Source organism: Streptomyces sp. STR69, assembly GCF_024519455.1.
Taxonomy (GTDB): Bacteria; Actinomycetota; Actinomycetes; order Streptomycetales; family Streptomycetaceae; genus Streptomyces.
In genome coordinates, this window is the sequence record NZ_JALJRY010000047.1 from 1 (window position 1) to 18,033 (window position 18,033).

General features: G+C 69.9%; 14 protein-coding genes. 6 read left to right on the forward strand and 8 right to left on the reverse strand.

Annotated elements, in window-relative coordinates; translation table 11 throughout:
- Positions 1-302 precede the first annotated feature (302 nt).
- Positions 303-1,466, reverse strand: a complete 1,164-nt coding sequence (locus tag OC490_RS46485; RefSeq protein WP_262064168.1) for a pentapeptide repeat-containing protein — start codon at positions 1,464-1,466, stop codon at positions 303-305.
- Between the two features lie 951 nt (positions 1,467-2,417).
- On the opposite strand from OC490_RS46485, the gene OC490_RS46490 reads away from it, so the two are divergent.
- From OC490_RS46490 to OC490_RS46510, 5 genes are all read left to right on the forward strand, one after another.
- A complete protein-coding gene (locus OC490_RS46490; RefSeq protein WP_262064120.1) occupies positions 2,418-3,584 on the forward strand; it encodes a substrate-binding domain-containing protein in 1,167 nt (388 codons plus the stop codon).
- Positions 3,585-3,601: 17 nt separating this feature from the next.
- Positions 3,602-5,185, forward strand: a complete 1,584-nt coding sequence (locus OC490_RS46495; protein WP_262064121.1) for a sugar ABC transporter ATP-binding protein — start codon at positions 3,602-3,604, stop codon at positions 5,183-5,185.
- Positions 5,185-6,213 carry an ABC transporter permease gene (locus tag OC490_RS46500; protein WP_262064122.1) on the forward strand — a complete coding sequence of 343 codons (1,029 nt, stop codon included), beginning with the start codon at positions 5,185-5,187 and terminating at the stop codon, positions 6,211-6,213. Before OC490_RS46495 ends, OC490_RS46500 begins: the two co-directional genes overlap by 1 nt.
- A gap of 93 nt (positions 6,214-6,306) precedes the next feature.
- The gene (locus OC490_RS46505) at positions 6,307-6,912 is read left to right on the forward strand and encodes a TetR/AcrR family transcriptional regulator (protein WP_262064169.1); all 606 of its coding nucleotides are present in this window, start codon (positions 6,307-6,309) and stop codon (positions 6,910-6,912) included.
- A gap of 102 nt (positions 6,913-7,014) precedes the next feature.
- Positions 7,015-8,127, forward strand: coding sequence for a cobalamin-independent methionine synthase II family protein (locus tag OC490_RS46510; protein ID WP_262064123.1), 1,113 nt, complete (start codon positions 7,015-7,017; stop codon positions 8,125-8,127).
- Positions 8,128-8,169: 42 nt separating this feature from the next.
- Here the strand turns inward: OC490_RS46510 and OC490_RS46515 are convergent, their stop codons facing one another.
- The 7 genes from OC490_RS46515 to OC490_RS46545 form a co-directional block, all read right to left on the reverse strand.
- Complete coding sequence (locus tag OC490_RS46515; protein ID WP_262064170.1) at positions 8,170-9,246, reverse strand: chorismate-binding protein; 1,077 nt, start codon at positions 9,244-9,246, stop codon at positions 8,170-8,172.
- Positions 9,247-9,323: 77 nt separating this feature from the next.
- Positions 9,324-10,187, reverse strand: a complete 864-nt coding sequence (locus tag OC490_RS46520; RefSeq protein ID WP_262064124.1) for a bifunctional 5,10-methylenetetrahydrofolate dehydrogenase/5,10-methenyltetrahydrofolate cyclohydrolase — start codon at positions 10,185-10,187, stop codon at positions 9,324-9,326.
- Between the two features lie 121 nt (positions 10,188-10,308).
- Positions 10,309-11,217 carry a formyltetrahydrofolate deformylase gene (gene purU, locus OC490_RS46525; RefSeq protein ID WP_262064125.1) on the reverse strand — a complete coding sequence of 303 codons (909 nt, stop codon included), beginning with the start codon at positions 11,215-11,217 and terminating at the stop codon, positions 10,309-10,311.
- Entirely contained in the window at positions 11,214-12,086 is an 873-nt protein-coding gene (locus OC490_RS46530; RefSeq protein WP_262064126.1) for a methylenetetrahydrofolate reductase, read from the reverse strand. Before OC490_RS46530 ends, purU begins: the two co-directional genes overlap by 4 nt.
- 189 nt (positions 12,087-12,275) lie before the next feature.
- Complete coding sequence (locus OC490_RS46535; protein ID WP_262064127.1) at positions 12,276-13,619, reverse strand: aminomethyl transferase family protein; 1,344 nt, start codon at positions 13,617-13,619, stop codon at positions 12,276-12,278.
- A gap of 105 nt (positions 13,620-13,724) precedes the next feature.
- The gene (gene folP / locus OC490_RS46540) at positions 13,725-14,615 is read right to left on the reverse strand and encodes a dihydropteroate synthase (RefSeq protein WP_262064128.1); all 891 of its coding nucleotides are present in this window, start codon (positions 14,613-14,615) and stop codon (positions 13,725-13,727) included.
- Between the two features lie 169 nt (positions 14,616-14,784).
- A complete protein-coding gene (locus OC490_RS46545; protein WP_262064129.1) occupies positions 14,785-16,191 on the reverse strand; it encodes an NAD-binding protein in 1,407 nt (468 codons plus the stop codon).
- 469 nt (positions 16,192-16,660) lie between these two features.
- Here OC490_RS46545 and OC490_RS46550 point away from each other — a divergent pair, with 469 nt between their 5' ends.
- Positions 16,661-17,560, forward strand: coding sequence for a LacI family DNA-binding transcriptional regulator (locus OC490_RS46550; RefSeq protein WP_262064130.1), 900 nt, complete (start codon positions 16,661-16,663; stop codon positions 17,558-17,560).
- Positions 17,561-18,033 lie beyond the last annotated feature (473 nt).

The following is an 18,033-nucleotide window of genomic DNA, read 5'->3' on the forward strand; positions in this document are numbered from 1 at the left end:
TCCTGGCCCGCCACTACACCCGCAAACACGGCCCCAACGCCTACTACGGCAACCCCGCCCCCGAACCCGCGTGAGCAGATGGTTTCGAGGAGGTGAGCAACGCCCGAGTCGCGTGGGCGCGTGTTGGAAGCCCTCGGCGAGGCGGTCGCGGTAGAAGAACACCAGGATGCCGCGCACGGTGAGTTGGTGGGTGATGTCGCCGCCGAACACTCCCATCTGGGGAGCGATATCAGCTCCCGGATCAGACCGATGGCCTGGAGCTCTACGCGATCAGAACGCTGTTGAGCAGAAGTGACACTTGGTCAGGGAGCGGACCGCAGCGACGGTGCCCGTCGCGTCATCGCGGGCGGCTGGAGCAGGGGCGAGGGCTCGGGGCCGGGGTCATCGGTGTCGACGACTCCGGCAGCCGTGTGGTCGAACTCGGCGGGCCAGCGGGTGTGTTCACTGGCCAGGGCTCCGGTCAGGTGGGCTTCGAGAAGGTTGGCGGTGCTCAAGTCGGTGCCGCGCAAGTCGGCCATGCGGAGGTCGGCGCCGTGGAAGACCGTACCGTGCGCGGCGGCCTTACGCAGGTTCGCTTCGCGCAGGTCCGTCTCCGTGAAGTCCGCCTCACTCAAGTCGGTTTCGACCAGCTTGGCAGCCCGTAGGTCGGACAGGCTGCAGCGAGCCCGGCGGAGAATCGCAGTCGTGAGGTCGGCGTGCCGCAGGTTGACCGACACCAAGGACGCCTGGGTCAGATTGGCGTGGTACAGGCCCGCAGCCTCCATGCAGGCGCGGTCGAAGTTGACCTCGGGGAACCACAGTCCGTCGCAGTCGGCCCGGCGCAAGTCGGTGATGCTGAGATTGACCCAGGACTGCTCCCGGTGCTGGCACAGCACGCCGAGCGCGGTCAGCGCCACTTGGGCGTCGGCGGCGCGGGTCTCCAGGGGCGCGATGTCGTTGATGGGCACGTCCGCCGCCGGTGATTCCGCCCCGGCGGGTGGCCAGGGCAGGTGCGTACGTAAATACGCGGCCTGAGTGGAGATGATGGCCTCCCGGTCGCGGGGGGACTGCTCCGCGATCCGCCACAGCGCGTGCAACCCACCGATGCGCACGTCCAGCTTGTCGCTGCCGAGCTGGTCGACGGCCCGGCTGAATCGGTCGGTGATGTAACCCTCCTGGGTGGCGCGCAAACCGTCCTGACTCACCCGGAGTTGCCGCCAGGTGGCGTACGCGCCGAACAGCACGACCAGGCCGCCGACCATCTGCAGAAGCGTCGTGCGGACATCGTTCACGGCCTTCAGCCGGTCCTGCGCGGCGACGCTCGCCCCGGCGAGATCGTGGTCAACCACCGCTCCCGGCAGTACGACGAACACCGTGCCCAGAATGACCAGCCCCGCCGCCCCGGCCAGCAGACCTGCGGCTGCACGACGTCCGACCGGCCCGTTGTGGCTTGCCCGCCGCCCGCGGTCCGGATCCCCCATCTCCATGGACATGAGAGCCTAGGCGCCGCGCAGAAGACGATCAAGAGTGCTGTGCCACTGGCCCGTGACATGAGAACGGCCTTACTGGCTGGGTGAGTTGTGAGCCGCGCGCACGCTTCGGCGAGTCGCTCGAAGAGCTCGCCCCAGGTGGCAGGCGGTCCGTGAACGGGCGCGTCGCGAGCAGTGTGGTGGCGATCGGAGCCGACGGCCGGAGCTGGGCGCGAGCCGCGCCTGGTCTTCGCCGACCGGCTCCGGGGCGATCCGCGAGGTCCGCCCCGGCGCCGGCGGCCCGCGGCGCCGCCGACCCGGACCGGCTCGGGGTTGCTGCTGCGAACGCCTGAGGATCAGTTCCCCTCCGGATCCGCAACTCCACGCTCAGGTGCACAGCCCCAGTGGGGTGGTGGCCGGGCCGGACGCACGACCGAGACGCCCAGATCCCTGGCCACGGCCGCCACCGGATGCCCCGGTCGGCGCGGTACCGGGCGACGGCGTCGGCTCGAACTCAGCCGAGTACTTGTAGGTGCTCGACGAGAACTCCTGACCTCTGGAATTCCGGAGATCCAGCGTTCAGGGCATCCATGCCCAGGGGGAAATCCCCCGGGAGACCGGGGCCGGTGCGCGACTCGCAAACTTAACTTGTTGCCGATGCGCTTCCGCGCACCCGCCGACGTGCACACACTTTCGGCCATTGACGGGAATTAGTCCGCGAACTGGGCCTTTGTGGGCAGGCAGGGGTTGACGACGCAGTTCGTGATCACTGCCCAGCACTCGGTCCAGACACGGCCCGCTTCCCGATCCGGCTCAGGTGTGAGGTGACGCCACGGCGCAAGCCGCGGACCAGAGTCCGAAAGCACTCCCCTCGTATCTTCTCCGCCCGCGCAGTGACGGTGGGCGATCCCAGACACCACCAGCGTCCACTCAAGTAGGTACGGACGCTCGGCCATGGAGGCATAAGCAATGACGCTTATCAGAAGAAAGTGGCTGGCCTCGTGCACGGCTGCGCTCGCCGCTTCGGCGATGCTGGCAGGCTGCGGCAGCTCCGGTTCCGGCTCTGATTCCGGCTCCACGACATCGGGCAAGGACAGTTCCGCATCGGGTCTTGCCACGGCCGAGAAGAAGGTGGCGGCCCTGCAGACCCTCACCAAGACCTACCCCGTCCCCACCACGAATGTGCCGGGCGTGGACAAGTTCAAGGGCCGCAAGGTCTTTTACATCCCGATCGTCCAGCAGGTCCCCGCCTTCGTCGCCACGGCCGGGTCGACGAAGCAGGCGCTCTCCAAGGTCGGCCTCTCGCAGCAGGTGTGCGACGGCAAGGCCCAGCCGACCGCGATAGCCGCCTGTGTCCAGCAGGCGATCACCGCGGACGCGGCCGGGATCATCCTGGACGCGATCCCTTACGGCATGGCGCAGAACGCCCTCGACGCCGCGAAGGCCAAGGGCATCCCGATCGTCATCGCGGACCAGAACCCCCCGGACGGAGTCGAGAACAGCAACCAGGTGAGCTATGTGCCGGGTGCGAGTTCTCAGCCCACCGCCATGGCCTGGTGGATCATCGCCGATTCCAAGGGCAAGGCCAATCTCATCATCGCGCAGAATGCCGACAGCCCCACAGCGCTCAAGATGGTGGCCGACTCGCTGCCGATCTATAAGAAGTACTGCCCGGGCTGCAAGGTCACGGTCAAGCAGATCACCGCCTCGACGCCGGCCCTGCTGGCCTCGAAAGCGAGTTCCAACGTCCTGAGCAACCCGAGTGCCACCTACTACTACACCGAGTTCGAGGACAGCCTCCAGCCCACCCTCCAGGGCGTCCAGCAGTCGGGGCGTTCTTCGAGCATCTCCGTATCCACAGCGGCCGGTTCGGTGAACGGACTGGGCCTGATCAAGAGCGGTTCGGTCAAGGCCGTCGTGGCCGCGGACCAGCTCTACATGGGCTTCGGCGTGACCGACGAACTCCTGCGCATGATGACCAAGTCCGGGCCCATCGACGAGGCCCAGCCCACACGGCTGTTCACCAAGGAGAACATCGGCAGCATCAAGGTGACGGCCGCGGCCCAGGCCTCGGGTGAGTGGTTCGGCGACGGTTCCTTCCAGGCGGACTTCGCCAAGCTCTGGGGCATCGGGTGATGAAGGAGGCCCACACCGTGAGCGCCGACTCACGGACCGACCCGCCGGGCACGGCACCGCGCCATCGTCTTGAAGTGGCCGAGCTGTCCAAGGCGTTCGGCTCGACCCGGGCGCTTCGCGAGGTCCATCTGCGGATCGCCCCCGGAGAACTGCACGGGCTGGTCGGCCAGAACGGGTGCGGCAAGTCCACCCTCGTCAAGATCCTCACAGGCGTGTACGCGCCCGACCCCGGAGCATCCATCGCGGTGGACGGGCAGCAGTTGGCGCTGCCCGTCCGCCCGATGCAGCAGCGCGAGGCGGGAGTCTCGGTCGTCCACCAGAACAGCGGGCTGGTGGACGACCTGACGGTGTGGGAGAACGTGCGGCTGGGGCACTATCGGGCGGGCCGGCTCTCGCGGCGGATCAACCGCCGCGAGGAGCAGCGGGCCACCGAGCGGGTCCTGGCCCGGCTGGACCGGCCCCTGGAGGTCGGCCGTCAGGTCGGGCAGCTCTCGGCGGAGGACCGGGCCGTGGTCGCCATCGCCCGGGCGGTGCAGGACCACCGCCCGGGGGGTGGGCTGATCGTCTTCGACGAGTCGACCCGGGCGCTGGGCAGGTCGGCGCGGGCCCGTTTCTTCGAGCTGGTCCGGTCGCTCGTCGACGAGGGCACCTCGGTCCTGCTGATCTCGCACCAGCTGGAAGAGGTCGTCGAAGCGACCGACCGCGTCACGGTGCTGCGCGACGGCGCCGTGGTCGAGGCGGGCCTGTGCACGAGCGAGGTGGACGAGGTCTCGCTCACCCGCATGATGCTCGGACGTCACCTCGTCACGCACGGGCGGGTCGGGAGCCAGGTCAGGGACGAGGTCGTCGCCTCGGTGCGGGGTCTCGCCGTCGGCCCGGTGGCCGGCCTCGATCTCGGCATCCGGCGCGGCGAGATCCTCGGACTGACCGGGCTGATCGGCTCGGGCTTCGTCGAGGCGGCCGAGGCGCTGGCGGGCGCACGCCCGGCCGACGCCGGCACGCTGTCGGTCCACGGGCGCGACCTCGCGCTGGACCGCAGACGTGGCTCGACCGAAGAGTTCGTGGACGCGGGGGTGGCGTTCGTACCCGAGCGCCGCCTGGAGGCAGGGGTGGCCGGCGAACTCTCGGTGGCCGACAACCTGACACTGCCCCGCGTGCGCAGCCGCGGCGGCCGACTGCGGACCGGCTCCGCGTGGCAGTCCGAGGAGACCGGCGCGATGATCGCGAAACTCGACATCCGGCCGCCCCATCCGCATGCGCCGGTCCACACACTGAGCGGCGGCAACCAGCAGAAGGTCCTGCTGGGCAAGTGGCTGGCCGGCACACCGAATCTGCTGGTGCTGCACGAACCGACGCAGGCCGTCGACGTCGGCGCCCGCCACGACATCATCGACGCGATCCGGGAGGCCGCGCGGGACGGCTGCGGAATCGTCCTCGCCTCGATCGACCCCGTCGACCTCGCCGTGCTGTGCGACCGGGTGCTGGTGTTCCGCGACGGCCACGTCGCCAAGGAACTGAGCGGCGAACTGGAACAGGACGCCATCGTCCACGCGGTCTTCGGCGACGACACGACACCTCAAGGAAAGGGGCCGGAAGACTGATGAACGTCACCAGCCGGCAAGACACCGGCACACCCACTGCGGCGCCGAAGGCGGCGCGAACCGGGAGGCTGACATCGGCCTCCGCCCTTGCCGGGCATTTCGCGTCGCGCTACTCGGTGATCGCCATCTGGGTGGCCATGATCGCGGTGTACGCCGCCGCGGAGCCGGGGGTGTTCCTGACCAAGGGCACCTTCCAGACCACCTTCGGCTCCCAACAGGCCCTGGTGTTCCTCACCATGGCCCTGCTCTGCACCGTCTGCGTCGGAGAGTTCGTGGACCTGTCGGTCCCGGCGGTCTTCGGGTTCTCCGCCACGATCCTGCCCGTTCTGGTCGTGGAGCACGGGTGGGGAGTGTGGACAGCAGCGCTCGTCGCCGTCCTGGGCGCGATCGTGGTCGGCGTGGTCAACGGCCTGCTCGTCGTCGTGGTCGGGGTGAACACCATCGTGGTAACCCTGGGAATGGGCACACTCCTCGGCGGCATCGCCCTGTGGCTGTCGCACCTCAACACGGTCAGCGGTCTGCCGACCGGGTTCGGCAAGATCGCGTTGTACTCCGTGGGCGGGCTGCCGGTCTCCTTCTACTACGGCGTGGTGCTGGTGGCCGGTTTCGCCTATCTGCTCGCGTTCACACCACTGGGCCGCCACATCCGCTTCGTCGGAGCCAACAGAGAGGTCAGCCGGCTCTCCGGCATCCGCGTCAACCGGATCCGCTTCGGCTCCTTCGTCGCCTCCGGCGCCCTGTGCGGTGTCGGCGCGGTCATCTCCGTCGCGGCCCTGGGCGGCTACAACCCCACCACGTCCGACACCCTGTTGCTGCCGGTCTTCGCCTCGGTCTTCCTCGGTACCGCGATCGTCCTGCCCGGACGCTTCAACCCGGTCGGTACCTTCATCGGTATCTACTTCCTGGCCACCGGCATTCTCGGGCTCCAGCTGCTGGGTCTGGAAGCGTGGGTCTCCTCGGTCTTCTACGGAGGTGTCCTGGTGGCAGCGGTCACCATCTCGACCTTGCTGCGCCGCCGCAGTCCATGACCGACTGGCCGACACCACAACCGCAACCGCGCGAGAGCCATGGAGCCAGCGGAGGTACGCAGCAGGCAGGCACCTAACATGGCCGGTGTGAGGATGACAGCGACGGACCGGCGACAACTCATCACGCGGGCTGCGGGTGAGCTGTTCATCGCGCGCGGCTATGCCGGTGTCTCGATGGAGGACGTCCTGACGGCGGTGGGCGGGTCCAAGGCGACGCTCTACCGCTATTTCACCGACAAGAGCGCCCTGTTCCGCGCATCGGTGGAGGCGCTGTGCGACGAGTGGTCCCAGCCGCTGCACACGTTCACGCCGGGCAGCGAGAACCTCACGGAGACCCTGGTCGCGCTCGGTGAACACCTCGCCGGTGTCGTCCTCACGCCCGAGGCCATCGCCCTGCACCGTCTGGTCACCTCGGAGGCCGTGCGCATTCCCGGGCTCGGAGAGGTCTTCGCGGAGCACGGGCCGAACGCGGGCCACGCGGTGCTTGGGCGCTGTCTGCAGCAGGCCAGCGACGACGGGCTGATCAAGGTCGAGAACCCGGTGCGAGCGGCGGAACAGCTCTACCAGGCCATGCTCGGCCACGCCCAGATGCGACTGCTGACGGACGCACCGGTCAAGCTGACCGACGCCGAGGTCCACGCGTCCATCAACGAGGCGGTACGGGTCTTCCTGCACGGCGTCTCCGTCGACCCGGTCTGACCTTCCCCGCGCAACCCGCCGTAACCGGCATACGTCTTGCCCTCGAAGCGTACTGGACCGTACCGTACACTCGCCCGAGTGTCAGGCGTGAAGGGACGGCCGATGCCGACGACGATCCGAGCCGAACATGTGGGAAGTCTGCTGCGCCCCGAGGAGCTGCTGGCGGCGCGCGTCGCACACCGGCGCGGCGCACTCTCCGACAGAGAGCTCTCGGAACTGGAGGACCAGGCGGCGACCGCCGCGGTGAAACTGCAACAGGACGCCGGGATCCAGGTCTTCACCGACGGCGAGGTGCGCCGGGACGACTTCATGGCCTCCGTGGTGGAGACGGTCGGCGGGCTGGAGCCCGCCGAGGAGTCGTCGGCCCGTCCGCGCTGGATCCGTGACAGCGACGGCGCCGAACTCGACGGCGACGTCGCGTCGGTGTCCATCGCGGGATCCCTGTACCGACGGACGCCGCTGTCCCTCGCGGAGGCGCGCTGGCTCTCCGGGAACGCGCCGGGGCCGTACAAGATCACCATGGCCAGTCCGACGATGGTGGCGGGCTTCTGGCGGCCGGGGGTGTCGGAGGGCATCTATCCGACCCGCCGGGACGCGGTGGCGGCACTGGCCGACATCTACCGGCAGGACATCGCCGGCCTGATCGACGCCGGGGTCTCCTGGCTGCAGCTCGACTCGCTCGCCTACTGGGCCAACATCGACCCCGAGGCCGCGCGGATGCGCCGGGTGACGGACCTGGAGGGGCATCTCTCCCACATCATCGACACGGACAACGGGCTGATCCGGTCCGCCCGTTCGCGGCGCCCCGGTATGACCGTGGCGATGCACTTCTGCCGGGGCAACATGCGCAGCGCCTGGTCCGCCCGGGGCGGCTACGAGCCCATCGCGGAGCGGGTGTTCGGCGAGGTGGAGGTCGACCGTTTCCTGCTGGAGTACGACACGGAGCGTTCCGGCGGCTTCGAACCGCTGCGCTTCGTGCCGCCCGCCAAGACCGTCGTCCTGGGGCTGGTGTCGTCCAAGGTGGCGGAGCTGGAGTCGGTGGACACACTGCGCCGGCGCATCGACGAGGCGTCCCAGTATCTGCCCCTGGAGCAGCTCGCCCTCAGTCCGCAGTGCGGGTTCGCCTCGACGAGCCAGGGAAATCTGCTGACCGTCGACCAACAGCGCCGCAAGCTGGAGCTCGTCGCGGAGACCGCGCGTCTGGTCTGGGGCTGACGGCGGGGCAGCGCCCCGGGTTCTGACGTGGCGGGCGGGGGCTCAGACACCGGGGCGGGCCGCGAGCCGTCGGTGCGACTTCGCGTCGTGGGGCGACCCGTTGGACGCGATGGTCAGCAGCCTCTCCGCCTTCAACTCGGTCTCCTGCCACTCCCGTTCGGGGTCCGAGCCCCAGGTGATACCGGCTCCGGCGCCGAAGTTCAGGCGCTGCCGGGCACGGTCGATCCAGAACGTCCTTATGCCGACGGCCAGTTCACCGGTGCCGCGATCGGCGTCGACCCAGCCGATACCGCCGCAGTACGGCCCACGGGGTGCGGTCTCCAGGGCGGTGATGATGCCGAGGGCGCTCTCCTTCGGAGCGCCGGTGACGGATCCCGGCGGGAAGGTCGCCGCCAGCAGTTCGGGCCATCCCGCTCCGTCCCGCAATTCCCCCCTCACCGTGGAGACCAGGTGGACGAGCCCGGGATGGCGCTCCACCGCGCACAGTTGCGGCACGGTGACGCTGCCCGTGGCGCACACCCGGCCGAGGTCGTTGCGGACCAGGTCGACGATCATCACGTTCTCGGCGAAGTCCTTCTCCAGGAGATCCGCCTCGGTGCGCCCGGTGCCCTTGATGGGACCCGACTCGATCGCCCGCCCCTCGCGGCGCAGGAAGAGTTCGGGTGAGGCCGTGGCCACCTCAAGTCCCAGGCCCGGCAGCCTGATCAGACCCGCGTACGGCGCGCGGTGGCGTGCCGCCAACCGGTCGGCCAGCGCCTCGATGTCGGCCTCCGCGCCGATGGGTGCGGACAGGACACGGCAGAGGTTGGCCTGGTACACCTCACCGCGCGCGATGTGCTCGCGGATACGCCGCACGCCCGCCGTGTAGGCGTCGCGATCCAGCGACGTGGTCCACAGGCCGGGCGCGGGACCGTCCCATCGGACGTCCCGGACGGGGTGCTGCGCGGCGGGCCGTACGTCACGGAAGCGGGCGCAGGTCAAGCGCCCTTCGAAGTCGGCCACGACCGCCCAGAAACCCTCGGAGTCGAGCGCGGCGGGGTCCTGGGTGACGTCGACCAGGCCGGTCGCCACCCGGTCACCGAGCCGGGCCAGCGACGGGAGTTGGAGTTGGAGTTGCATCGTGTCCGGCACCTTTCTAGCGCGGACGAGCAGCGCGGGCCCGCGGCACCGCCCTGGGCGCCTGCTGCTCAACTCGCTTATGCGGGCACGGCGTTGGGCATGGTGTCCCACTCGGCCGCCCGGAGGGTGTTGACCATCAGCATGGCGATGGTCATCGGGCCCACCCCGCCCGGAACGGGGGTGATGCGGCCGGCGACGCCGTCGAGTTCGGCGGCGCGGACGTCGCCGGTCAGGCCCTCGGGGGTGCGGTGGATGCCGACGTCGATGACGGTGGCACCGGGCTTGACGTGCTCGGGTCCGACAAGACCCCGCACTCCGGTGGCGACGACGACGATGTCCGCGGGGCGGGTGACGGCCGCCAGGTCGGCGGTGAACTCGTGGGCGACCGTCACCGTGGCACCGCGCCGCAGCAGCAACTGGGCCAGGGGGCGGCCGACGAGTTCGCCCCAGCCGACGACGGCGACGCACGCACCCCTGAGTTCGATGCCCTCGGTGTCCAGGAGTTCGATGACGCCGCTCGGTGTGCAGGGGCGCAGTCCTCGTTCGCCGCGGGCCAGCCGGCCCGCACTGGCCGTGGTCAGGCCGTCGACGTCCTTGGCCGCGGGGATCCGGTCGATCAGGGCCGCGGCGTCGAGGTGGGCGGGCAGGGGCAGTTGGAGCAGGATTCCGGAGACGTCCGGCTCGGCCGCCAACTCGTCGATGACCGCGGCGACTTCGTCCCCCGAAGCGTGCTGGGAGAGGTGTCGGTGGAAGTCGCGCATACCGGCCTCGCGGATGGCGCGGCGTTTGGCGGCGACGTAGACGGCGCTGGCCGGGTCGTCGCCGACCAGGATGGTCGCCAGACCGGGCACCCGTCCCAGGACCGCGGTCGCGGCGACCCGTTCGGCGACCCGGGCCCGGATGTCCCGGGCGATCCGGGCACCGTCGATGGTGGTTGTCATGAGGGCGAACCGCTTTCTGCTGGTGAACGTCCCACTCGTCGCGGAGGACCGCGTACCGAGGTCGCGGCCGACCGACCGCGGGTGTACGGCACCGGAACCGGACGGCTTGATCCGCGCGGGTTCAGGCGAAGACGATGGTGTGCTTGCCGTTGCGGATGACCCGGTCCTCGGCGTGCCACAGGACCGCGCGGGAGAGAACGGCGCGTTCCACGTCGGCACCGCGACGGGTGAGGTCGGCGGCGGTGTGGGCGTGGCTGACCCGCACCACGTCCTGCTCGATGATCGGGCCCTCGTCGAGGTCCTCGGTGACGTAGTGGGCGGTGGCGCCCACCAGCTTCACGCCACGCTCCTTGGCCTTGGCGTAGGGACCGGCACCGATGAAGGCGGGCAGGAAGGAGTGGTGGATGTTGATGATCGGCACGCCGACCTGCTCGATGAAGTCGCCGGAGAGGATCTGCATGTAGCGGGCCAGGACGACGAAGTCGACGTTGTCCTTGAGCAGCCGCAGGTGTTCGGCTTCGGCGGCCGACTTGTCCGCTCCCATGGACGGGACATGGAAGAAGGGGATGCCGAACGACCGCACCTCCTCGGCCGTGTCGGGGTGATTGGAGATCACCATGGCGATGCTCACGGGGAGTTGGCCCTGCCGGTGGCGCCAGAGCAGGTCGAGCAGGCAGTGGTCGGACTTGGAGGCGAAGATCGCCACCCGCTTCGGCACGGACAGGTCGCGCAGGGTGTAGCCGAGACCGTACGGCTTCACCAACTCCTTGTCGAAGTCCGCGCGCAGGCCGGGCAGCGCGGCCCGCAGTCCCTCCAGGCCGAACACCGTGCGCTGGAAGAAGGCGCCGCCCTGCGGGTTGTCGGAGTACTGGTCGAGGGACACGATGTTGGCGCCGTGCCGGCCGAGGACCGAGGTCACGGCCGCGACGATGCCTGTGGCGTCGGCGCCCTGGACGATCAGCGACGCCTGGTGCCCCGCTCCCCCGGTCTTCTTGGTGATGCCGGTGGGTGCGGCCTGCGTGACGGTCATACGAGGTTGTCCTTCCTGAACTGGGCGATCCACTCGGACGTGGCCCGCAGGCCGCCGAAGGTGTAGAAGTGGATCTTTATGTCTCCGTGGCGGGCCGGGTCGTGGCCGTCCGCGAGTGCGCGCAGGAACTTGTCCGGGCCCGCGGTGCCCATCAGGTTGGTGATGGACAGGCCGTACTTCTTGGCGATGGAGGCGCTGGTGCCGACGCCGAACCGGGTGGCGTACGACATCAGACGTCGCACACCGGCCGGTCCGGGGACCCCGATCCGGACGGGAAGCGTGATGCCCTCCGCACGGACCTTCTCCAGCCAGGCCAGGACGGGATCGACGTCGAAGCCGAACTGGGTGATGACGCTGCCGTCGAGTTCCTGTTCGGCGATGGACGCGTTCTTCTCCCGCAGCGCGGACCACAGCACGTCCCCGGCGATGTCCGGGTGACCCTCCGGGTAGCCGCTGATGCTGACGTGCCGGACGCCGTACTCCCGCAGCAGTCCCGTCTCGATGAGGGCGAGCGAGTCCTCGTAGGGGCCCTCGGGGCGGGTGGGGTCGCCGCCGACGGTGAAGACGTTGGCGCAGGTGCCGTCGGCCCGGAGTCGGACGAGGAACTCCTCGAACTCGGCCTGCGAGCCCAGGCGTCGGGCCGAGATGTGCGGCACCGGCACGAAGCCCAGGCGTTTCACCGCGCGGGACGCCTCCAGGCGCAGTTCGAGGTTCTCGTTGCCGAGGAAGGTGACGTTGATACGGGTGCCCGGCGGGATGAAGTGCCGGGCCTCCTCCAGTTTCGGAACGTCCTTGCCTGTCATCTCCAGGGAGAAGTCCTCCAGCAGCGATGTGCTCACCGCCGCCGAGGCTGTACTGAGGGGGTTCATCGTGCTCCTCGTCGATAAGGAAGTGCGGGCCGCCTGGCGCGTGGCCCGACCGTCGGCAGGGCAGAGCTCTCGACCCGGAGATGGGGAAACGAGCGGGCTGATACCGGCGGACGGCCGGACACGCGACGTATGTCGCTGCCCCCGGCCGGCCGCCGGGCACGCACTCCGGCCGGGCGGCCGAAGTCCGTGCTACGCGTTACGCCGGTACTCGGTGCGCGCGTGCCGGTCGAACGGGCTGGCCTGAACCGTGGCGCGGATGCGCGGGAACCCGAGGTCGGCCTCGGGGTCGGTACCCAGGCCCGGGTGCTCGCCCCAGACCACGGTCACCTCGGTGCCGGGCTCCGCGTGGGCGGAGTCGATCAGGGTCTGCGCCAGCACGGTGCCGACCGGGTCGATCGACGCGGTCTGCATGGTCGCGCCGACCAGACCGGCCGAGGTCTCCACCCGGTGGCGGGCGTAGGTGAGGACGAAGCCGGGGTCCGCTCCCCCGCCGACGACCCGGCGCACGTCGTCGGCGTCGAACACCAGGGTGACCTTGGTGCGACGGGGCTCGTCCTTCGCCTTGAGCAGGGCGTCACGGCCGTGGAAGTCGTGCCCGAAGTGGATCAGCCGGCCGTAGCCCAGCTCGTACGGGGAGACGTAGAAGTCGGCGATGTCCTCCGAGAAGTAGCTGCCGTTGAGCGGGCGCTTGCCCTCGATGCCGAACAGCGGCAACCAGGCACGGTATTCCGCGAGTTCGGGGTCGCCGTAGATGCCCGGCACCGGCGAGGGGATCCAGCCGCTCTCCACACTCGGCGTGGTGTACGCCAGCGCGCCGACCTGCACCAGGCCCAGCGGCTCACCGGCCTTGAGGAACGCCTCGTGCACGTACCCGGCGTGCTCCCAGGGGCCGATGAACTCGTAGCCCGCCTGCCCGGCCATGCCGTGGCGCAGCGCCTCGAAGTTGCGGCCGTGCAGGGTGACCGGCGTGGAGTGGAAGAACTTGGTCTCCGGCAGCGGGCCGCCGAAGACGTTCTCGATCAGCTCCAGTGCCAGCGGACCCTGGATCTGATAGCGGAACAGCTTGGGGTCACCGCCGCCGGGCCGGAAGGCGGAGGACGCGTCGGTCTCGAAGGCAACGTCGTAGCCGCCCTTCTCCGCGTGGTACTGCACCCAGTGCTGGGCGGCGGGGACACCGCTGAGGAGGTACTTGTTCTCGGCACGCCGGAGGAGGATGCCGTCGGTGACGATCTTGCCGTCCCGGGTGACCGGTACGTACTGCTTGGCCTGGCCGATCGCGAACTTCTCGAAGTTGTTGGCGCCGTACTCGGCCAGCACCCGGGTGGCGTCGGGGCCCTCGATCCACAGGTCGTACATGTGGTGCGAGAGGTTGAGCAGTGCGACGCCCTCGTGCCAGGCCGCCTGCTCCTGGCGCCATCCGACGTACTCCCGCTCGACCACCTCCGGGGTCCACGGCTCGGCGTTCGGCTGCCACAGCAGACCGATGGGCGAACCGGCCTTGTCGATGCCGTCCTGAAGACTGGGGACTGCCATTGCGGCTCCTCTCAAAGCCAACTCCCTGAAGTACTAAATCGATCTAGTAACGCGGCTCGTCACAAGAGACTCACTTCGGGAGGAAAGGGGGATCGCTAGAACGATCTAGCGCAAGCTAGCAGACGAGTTTCGAGCTTGGCGAGACTCGTGCAACGACTTTCTGCAGTGGTCCTGCACGACGGTCTCCGACTCCGGCAACCGGCGGTCGCCCGCCCAGGCGGCGGCCACACAGACCGCGTGCAGGCTGGAGCGGACGTCGTGCACCCGCACACAGAACGCGCCGGCCACGGCGGCCAGTGCGGACACCGCCGCCGTGGCCGCGTCGCGCTCGCCGGGCACGGAATCGATCCCCGCCCGGTCGCTCAACGCGGCCCCGACGCAACGCTTCCTGGACGCGCCGACCAGCACGGGAAAGCCGGTGGCCCACAGGGCGGGCAGATGCGTGAGGAGTTCCCAGTCGTGGGCGGCACGCTTGGCGAACCCGAGTCCGGGATCAATGATGATGCGCCCCGGATCGATTCCGGCCGTGGTGAGTGCCTCCACGCGGCGCACCAGTTCGGCGGTGACATCGCCGACGACGTCGCGATAGACCGCGTGGCGGTCCATCTCACGGCTGGGCGCACGCCAGTGCATCGCCACGTACGGCACCCCGGCCGCCGCGACGACGGCGGCCATGGCGGGATCCGCCAGCCCCCCGCTCACGTCGTTGACCATGCACGCGCCGGCCTCGATCGCGGCGCGGGCGACCGCCGCGTGCATGGTGTCCACGCTGACGGCCACCTCCGCACGCACCAGCTCCCGCACCACCGGCACGACGCGGGCCAACTCCGCCTCCACCGGGACGGGTTCAGCTCCCGGCCGGGTGGACTCGCCGCCCACGTCGACCAGGTCGGCACCCTCCTCGGCGAGCCTCAGGCCCCGCCCCACGGCCGGTCCGGTCCCGGCGTACCGGCCACCGTCGGAGAACGAGTCCGGAGTCACGTTCAGGATGCCCATCACCAGGCAGCGGCCGGGCCGTGGAAGCCCGGCGGGACCTCTCGGGGGTGGCTGCGCAACGGCGCATCGCATGTCGATCATCGGTCGAACGACCTCCTCCGCCTGCGGGCTGTCCGCCCTGCGAGCTGGAAAAGCTAAATCGATATAGCAGACACGTTACAGCGGATCGCTAAATCGTTCTAGTCCTCAACGGTTCCATTTCGTTGCCCGTAACCTGACGCCGCCCTTCGACGTGGGCGCAGCGGTCGTGACCGACCAGAGCGCTGCGGCGCCAGGCGCCGGAGGCGTCCCGCAACCGGATCTCGCCACGATGAGCGACCACGTCGCCGACCGCCTCCGCGCGCAGCCGGGCGACCGCATAGCCGGCGGCCAGACCGGTGATGTCACAGACGACGCCCATGGGCAGCAGCGAGCGCGTCTCGGCGATGGCGTCGTCCTCCCCCGCGCGCATCACCACGCGGATGTGCGGCGCGACGCCGTGGGCGGCGATGGCCACGGCCACGTTGTCCAGGTCGTCGGAGCCGACGGCGGCCAGCGCCCGGGCGTGACCGATGCGCAGCCGTTCCAGTACATGGCGGTCGCCCCCGTGGCCGTCCATGACGGGAATGCCGAGAGTGCGCGCCAGCCGCGCGGTGGCGGCCCGAGGGTCGCGTTCGACGCCCACGACGGGGATGCCCAGTGCGCGCAACTCGACGCAGAGCCGCATGCCGACCTGGCCCATTCCCACCACGATGACGTGCCCCGCACGGGGCAGGGTGCGCGGACCGACCAGCCCGATCAGGCGCGGCCCGAGCATCCGCTCGACCACTCCCGCGGTGAAGAAGGCGGTGAAGGCGACGGTGCTCAGCATCGCGAGGACGGCGAAGATCTGGTACGCGTGGGCATCCGGTGGCGCGGCGGCCGGACCGACGCCGGCCACTACCCGGGCGGCCTCGAACAGCGCCTCGGACGGGCGATGGCCGAACGCCGTGAGCCACACCCAGTCGGCAGCGAGTACGACGAGCATCGCGAGCATGCCCAGGACGAGCAGCCGGGTGCCCGGATCGTGGGAGCGCAGCTGCAGCCCGACCCACCTTCTGCGGTACCGGCGACGCCACTGCCCCGGCAGGGCCGATTCCTCGGCTTCCAGGACGCCGTCACGCTCTCGGACGACCTGGACACACCCTCCGCGCAGGCGAGCGGCGACGAAGGAGGGATCCAGGCACGGGCCGGCCAGTGACGGCGCCGCGAGGTCGGCCGGCGAGGTGACATCGCACTGCGGCAGAAGGCGCGCGAGCTCGTCGGCGATCGTGCGATCAAAGATCGTGACGATCAGAGGTACGTCGGGCGCGATGTGCGCGACGGCCAGCGCGTAGCGCAGTGCCGCGACGTCGTCGTGGAGCAGTACGGCCACGCCCGCCGGCCGCGGGGCCAACGCCGCGCGCAGTTCGGGGTCACGTGGACGCGGGAGGTGCCGTACCGCGTCGGACGAGGTGCAGAGGGCGCTGCACACCCGGCCGGCCAGGTGCGTGTCACCGATGACGACGTACGAACGGACGGGGCCGCGCTGCGTGAGATGCGTCGGGTTCGAGGTCATGGAGTCGACGTCCTGCCTTGAGAGATGGCGGAATGCCGGTGGGTAGCCGACCGGCTGGAGCCCGTCAGGGAAGCCGAGCGGACCATCAAGTGGCCTTCGGCAGACGGTGATCGTCGAGGAAGGCCGGCAGAAAAGACGCGGCCGGCCTTCCGGTTTCGCCGCGGCGTACGGACCCCTCGGCGGCTTTCCGACGGCTCGACGCGACGACGCGAGGACACGGAACTCCCGATACACGCCCGATCCAGGAGGTTCCGACCCCGCCGCGACGTACCGTACGGTTCAGTGCCGTACGGAGCAAGGCAATCCGATCCGACAGAACGGGCGCACCCGGCGTCCCGTAGACGCTCGTGCCTCGGCTCCCGTCGGCCTCCTTACAATGGGTGAACGCCCGTGTCGCTGGGACTCAGGTACGCACGAGAACGTCAGAGCAGGGGTGATGGGGACTTCCAGAAGAGTCACGCTGAACGACGTGGCCGCGGCGAGCGGTGTTTCTCGCGCCACCGTCAGTTTCGTTCTCAACGACGACCCTCACCAGACGATCTCGGCCGCCACCCGCGACCGGGTGAAGGAGGCGGCCCGAACTCTCGGCTACGTTCCGCACGGCGTGGCCAGAGCACTGCGCGAAGGGACCTCCCGGGTGGTCGTCCTGAACATCGACGCGGGCATGGAAGGCGCGTATTCCCGCAGCTACATCCACGGACTCGACACGGAACTCGCCGCCCACGACCATGTCCTCCTGGTCCGCCACGGCCACCACACCAAGCAGTCCACACAGCAGATCCTCGACGCCATCGTCCCCCGCGCGGTGATCCGCTTCGGCGAGACCTACCTCACCGGTCACGCCCTCGACGACCTGGGAGGCGGCTGGCGCAACGGTCTCGCCGCCCACACCGCACTCCAGCTCCGTCACCTCGTCGACCACGGTCACACCCACATCGCCCTGGCGCTGCCGGACACCGAGTCACCGCTCGCCGCGGCCCGCCTCCGCTTCACCGAACACGCCGCGCAGAACCTCGGCGTCCCCACTCCGATCTCCTTCATCGCCCCCCAGGACCGGTCCGCCTGCGCCGACGCCGTCAGCGCACTCCTCTCCCGAGCCCCCGCGGTGACCGCGATCGCCGGCTTCAACGACGACATGGCCCTGCGCGTCCTCACCGCCCTGCGCGACCTTGGCCGACGCGTGCCGGACGACACGGCCGTGATCGGCTTCGACGACAACGGCTACGGCCAACACGTCATCCCCTCGCTGACCACGATCAACGTCGACGGCGAGGCCCACGGCCGGCTCAGCGCCCGGCTCGCCCTGGGACTCGACACCAGTGGCCTGGAGCCCCCGCCCGCGCGAGTCGTGGTCCGCGAGTCGACCTGACGGGGCGGGCCGCTCCATGGTTGCGGCTTCGCCGTCCCGTCGCAGGGTCGGCGAAGGCGAGCACTGTCTCCGGGCCCGCGGCCGGGCTCGGCTTCACGCGCGCGTTCGCAGCCACGGGCGTCCGCAGTGACCGCCGCCGGTACAACCGTCGGGACTCCCCCATGAGCAAGTGCCGTACACAGGCAGGGAGACACTCCCGTAGGGCCCGCCCGACGTAACGGCTGGACCGGCCGTGCGCCGCCGGGAACTTCCCGAGCGGGCCCACGGAACCGACCTGGAAGAGCCCGGATCCGAAGCTCGTACGATCCGGAACGCGACCCACGGCCCGCCGCTGTCGGCCATCCGCTGTCGGCCATCCGCTCCAGAAAATCCGCGCCCGGCCCTTGAGCGCGCCAAATGTGTACCGTACCGTACCGTTCACAACGCCGAGGCGGGCTTCCGGCCCTTCGGCGTGCCCGCCCGCCCGGGCTGTA

Bases quoted from the DNA above. Each gene is read 5' to 3' on its own strand.
- OC490_RS46485 (WP_262064168.1), bottom strand. From the start codon at position 1,466: ATGGAGATGGGGGATCCGGACCGCGGGCGGCGGGCAAGCCACAACGGG.
- OC490_RS46490 (WP_262064120.1), top strand. From the start codon at position 2,418: ATGACGCTTATCAGAAGAAAGTGGCTGGCCTCGTGCACGGCTGCGCTC.
- OC490_RS46500 (WP_262064122.1), top strand. From the start codon at position 5,185: ATGAACGTCACCAGCCGGCAAGACACCGGCACACCCACTGCGGCGCCG.
- OC490_RS46505 (WP_262064169.1), top strand. From the start codon at position 6,307: ATGACAGCGACGGACCGGCGACAACTCATCACGCGGGCTGCGGGTGAG.
- OC490_RS46510 (WP_262064123.1), top strand. From the start codon at position 7,015: ATGCCGACGACGATCCGAGCCGAACATGTGGGAAGTCTGCTGCGCCCC.
- OC490_RS46515 (WP_262064170.1), bottom strand. From the start codon at position 9,246: ATGCAACTCCAACTCCAACTCCCGTCGCTGGCCCGGCTCGGTGACCGG.
- OC490_RS46520 (WP_262064124.1), bottom strand. From the start codon at position 10,187: ATGACAACCACCATCGACGGTGCCCGGATCGCCCGGGACATCCGGGCC.
- purU (WP_262064125.1), bottom strand. From the start codon at position 11,217: ATGACCGTCACGCAGGCCGCACCCACCGGCATCACCAAGAAGACCGGG.
- OC490_RS46530 (WP_262064126.1), bottom strand. From the start codon at position 12,086: ATGAACCCCCTCAGTACAGCCTCGGCGGCGGTGAGCACATCGCTGCTG.
- OC490_RS46535 (WP_262064127.1), bottom strand. From the start codon at position 13,619: ATGGCAGTCCCCAGTCTTCAGGACGGCATCGACAAGGCCGGTTCGCCC.
- folP (WP_262064128.1), bottom strand. From the start codon at position 14,615: ATGGGCATCCTGAACGTGACTCCGGACTCGTTCTCCGACGGTGGCCGG.
- OC490_RS46545 (WP_262064129.1), bottom strand. From the start codon at position 16,191: ATGACCTCGAACCCGACGCATCTCACGCAGCGCGGCCCCGTCCGTTCG.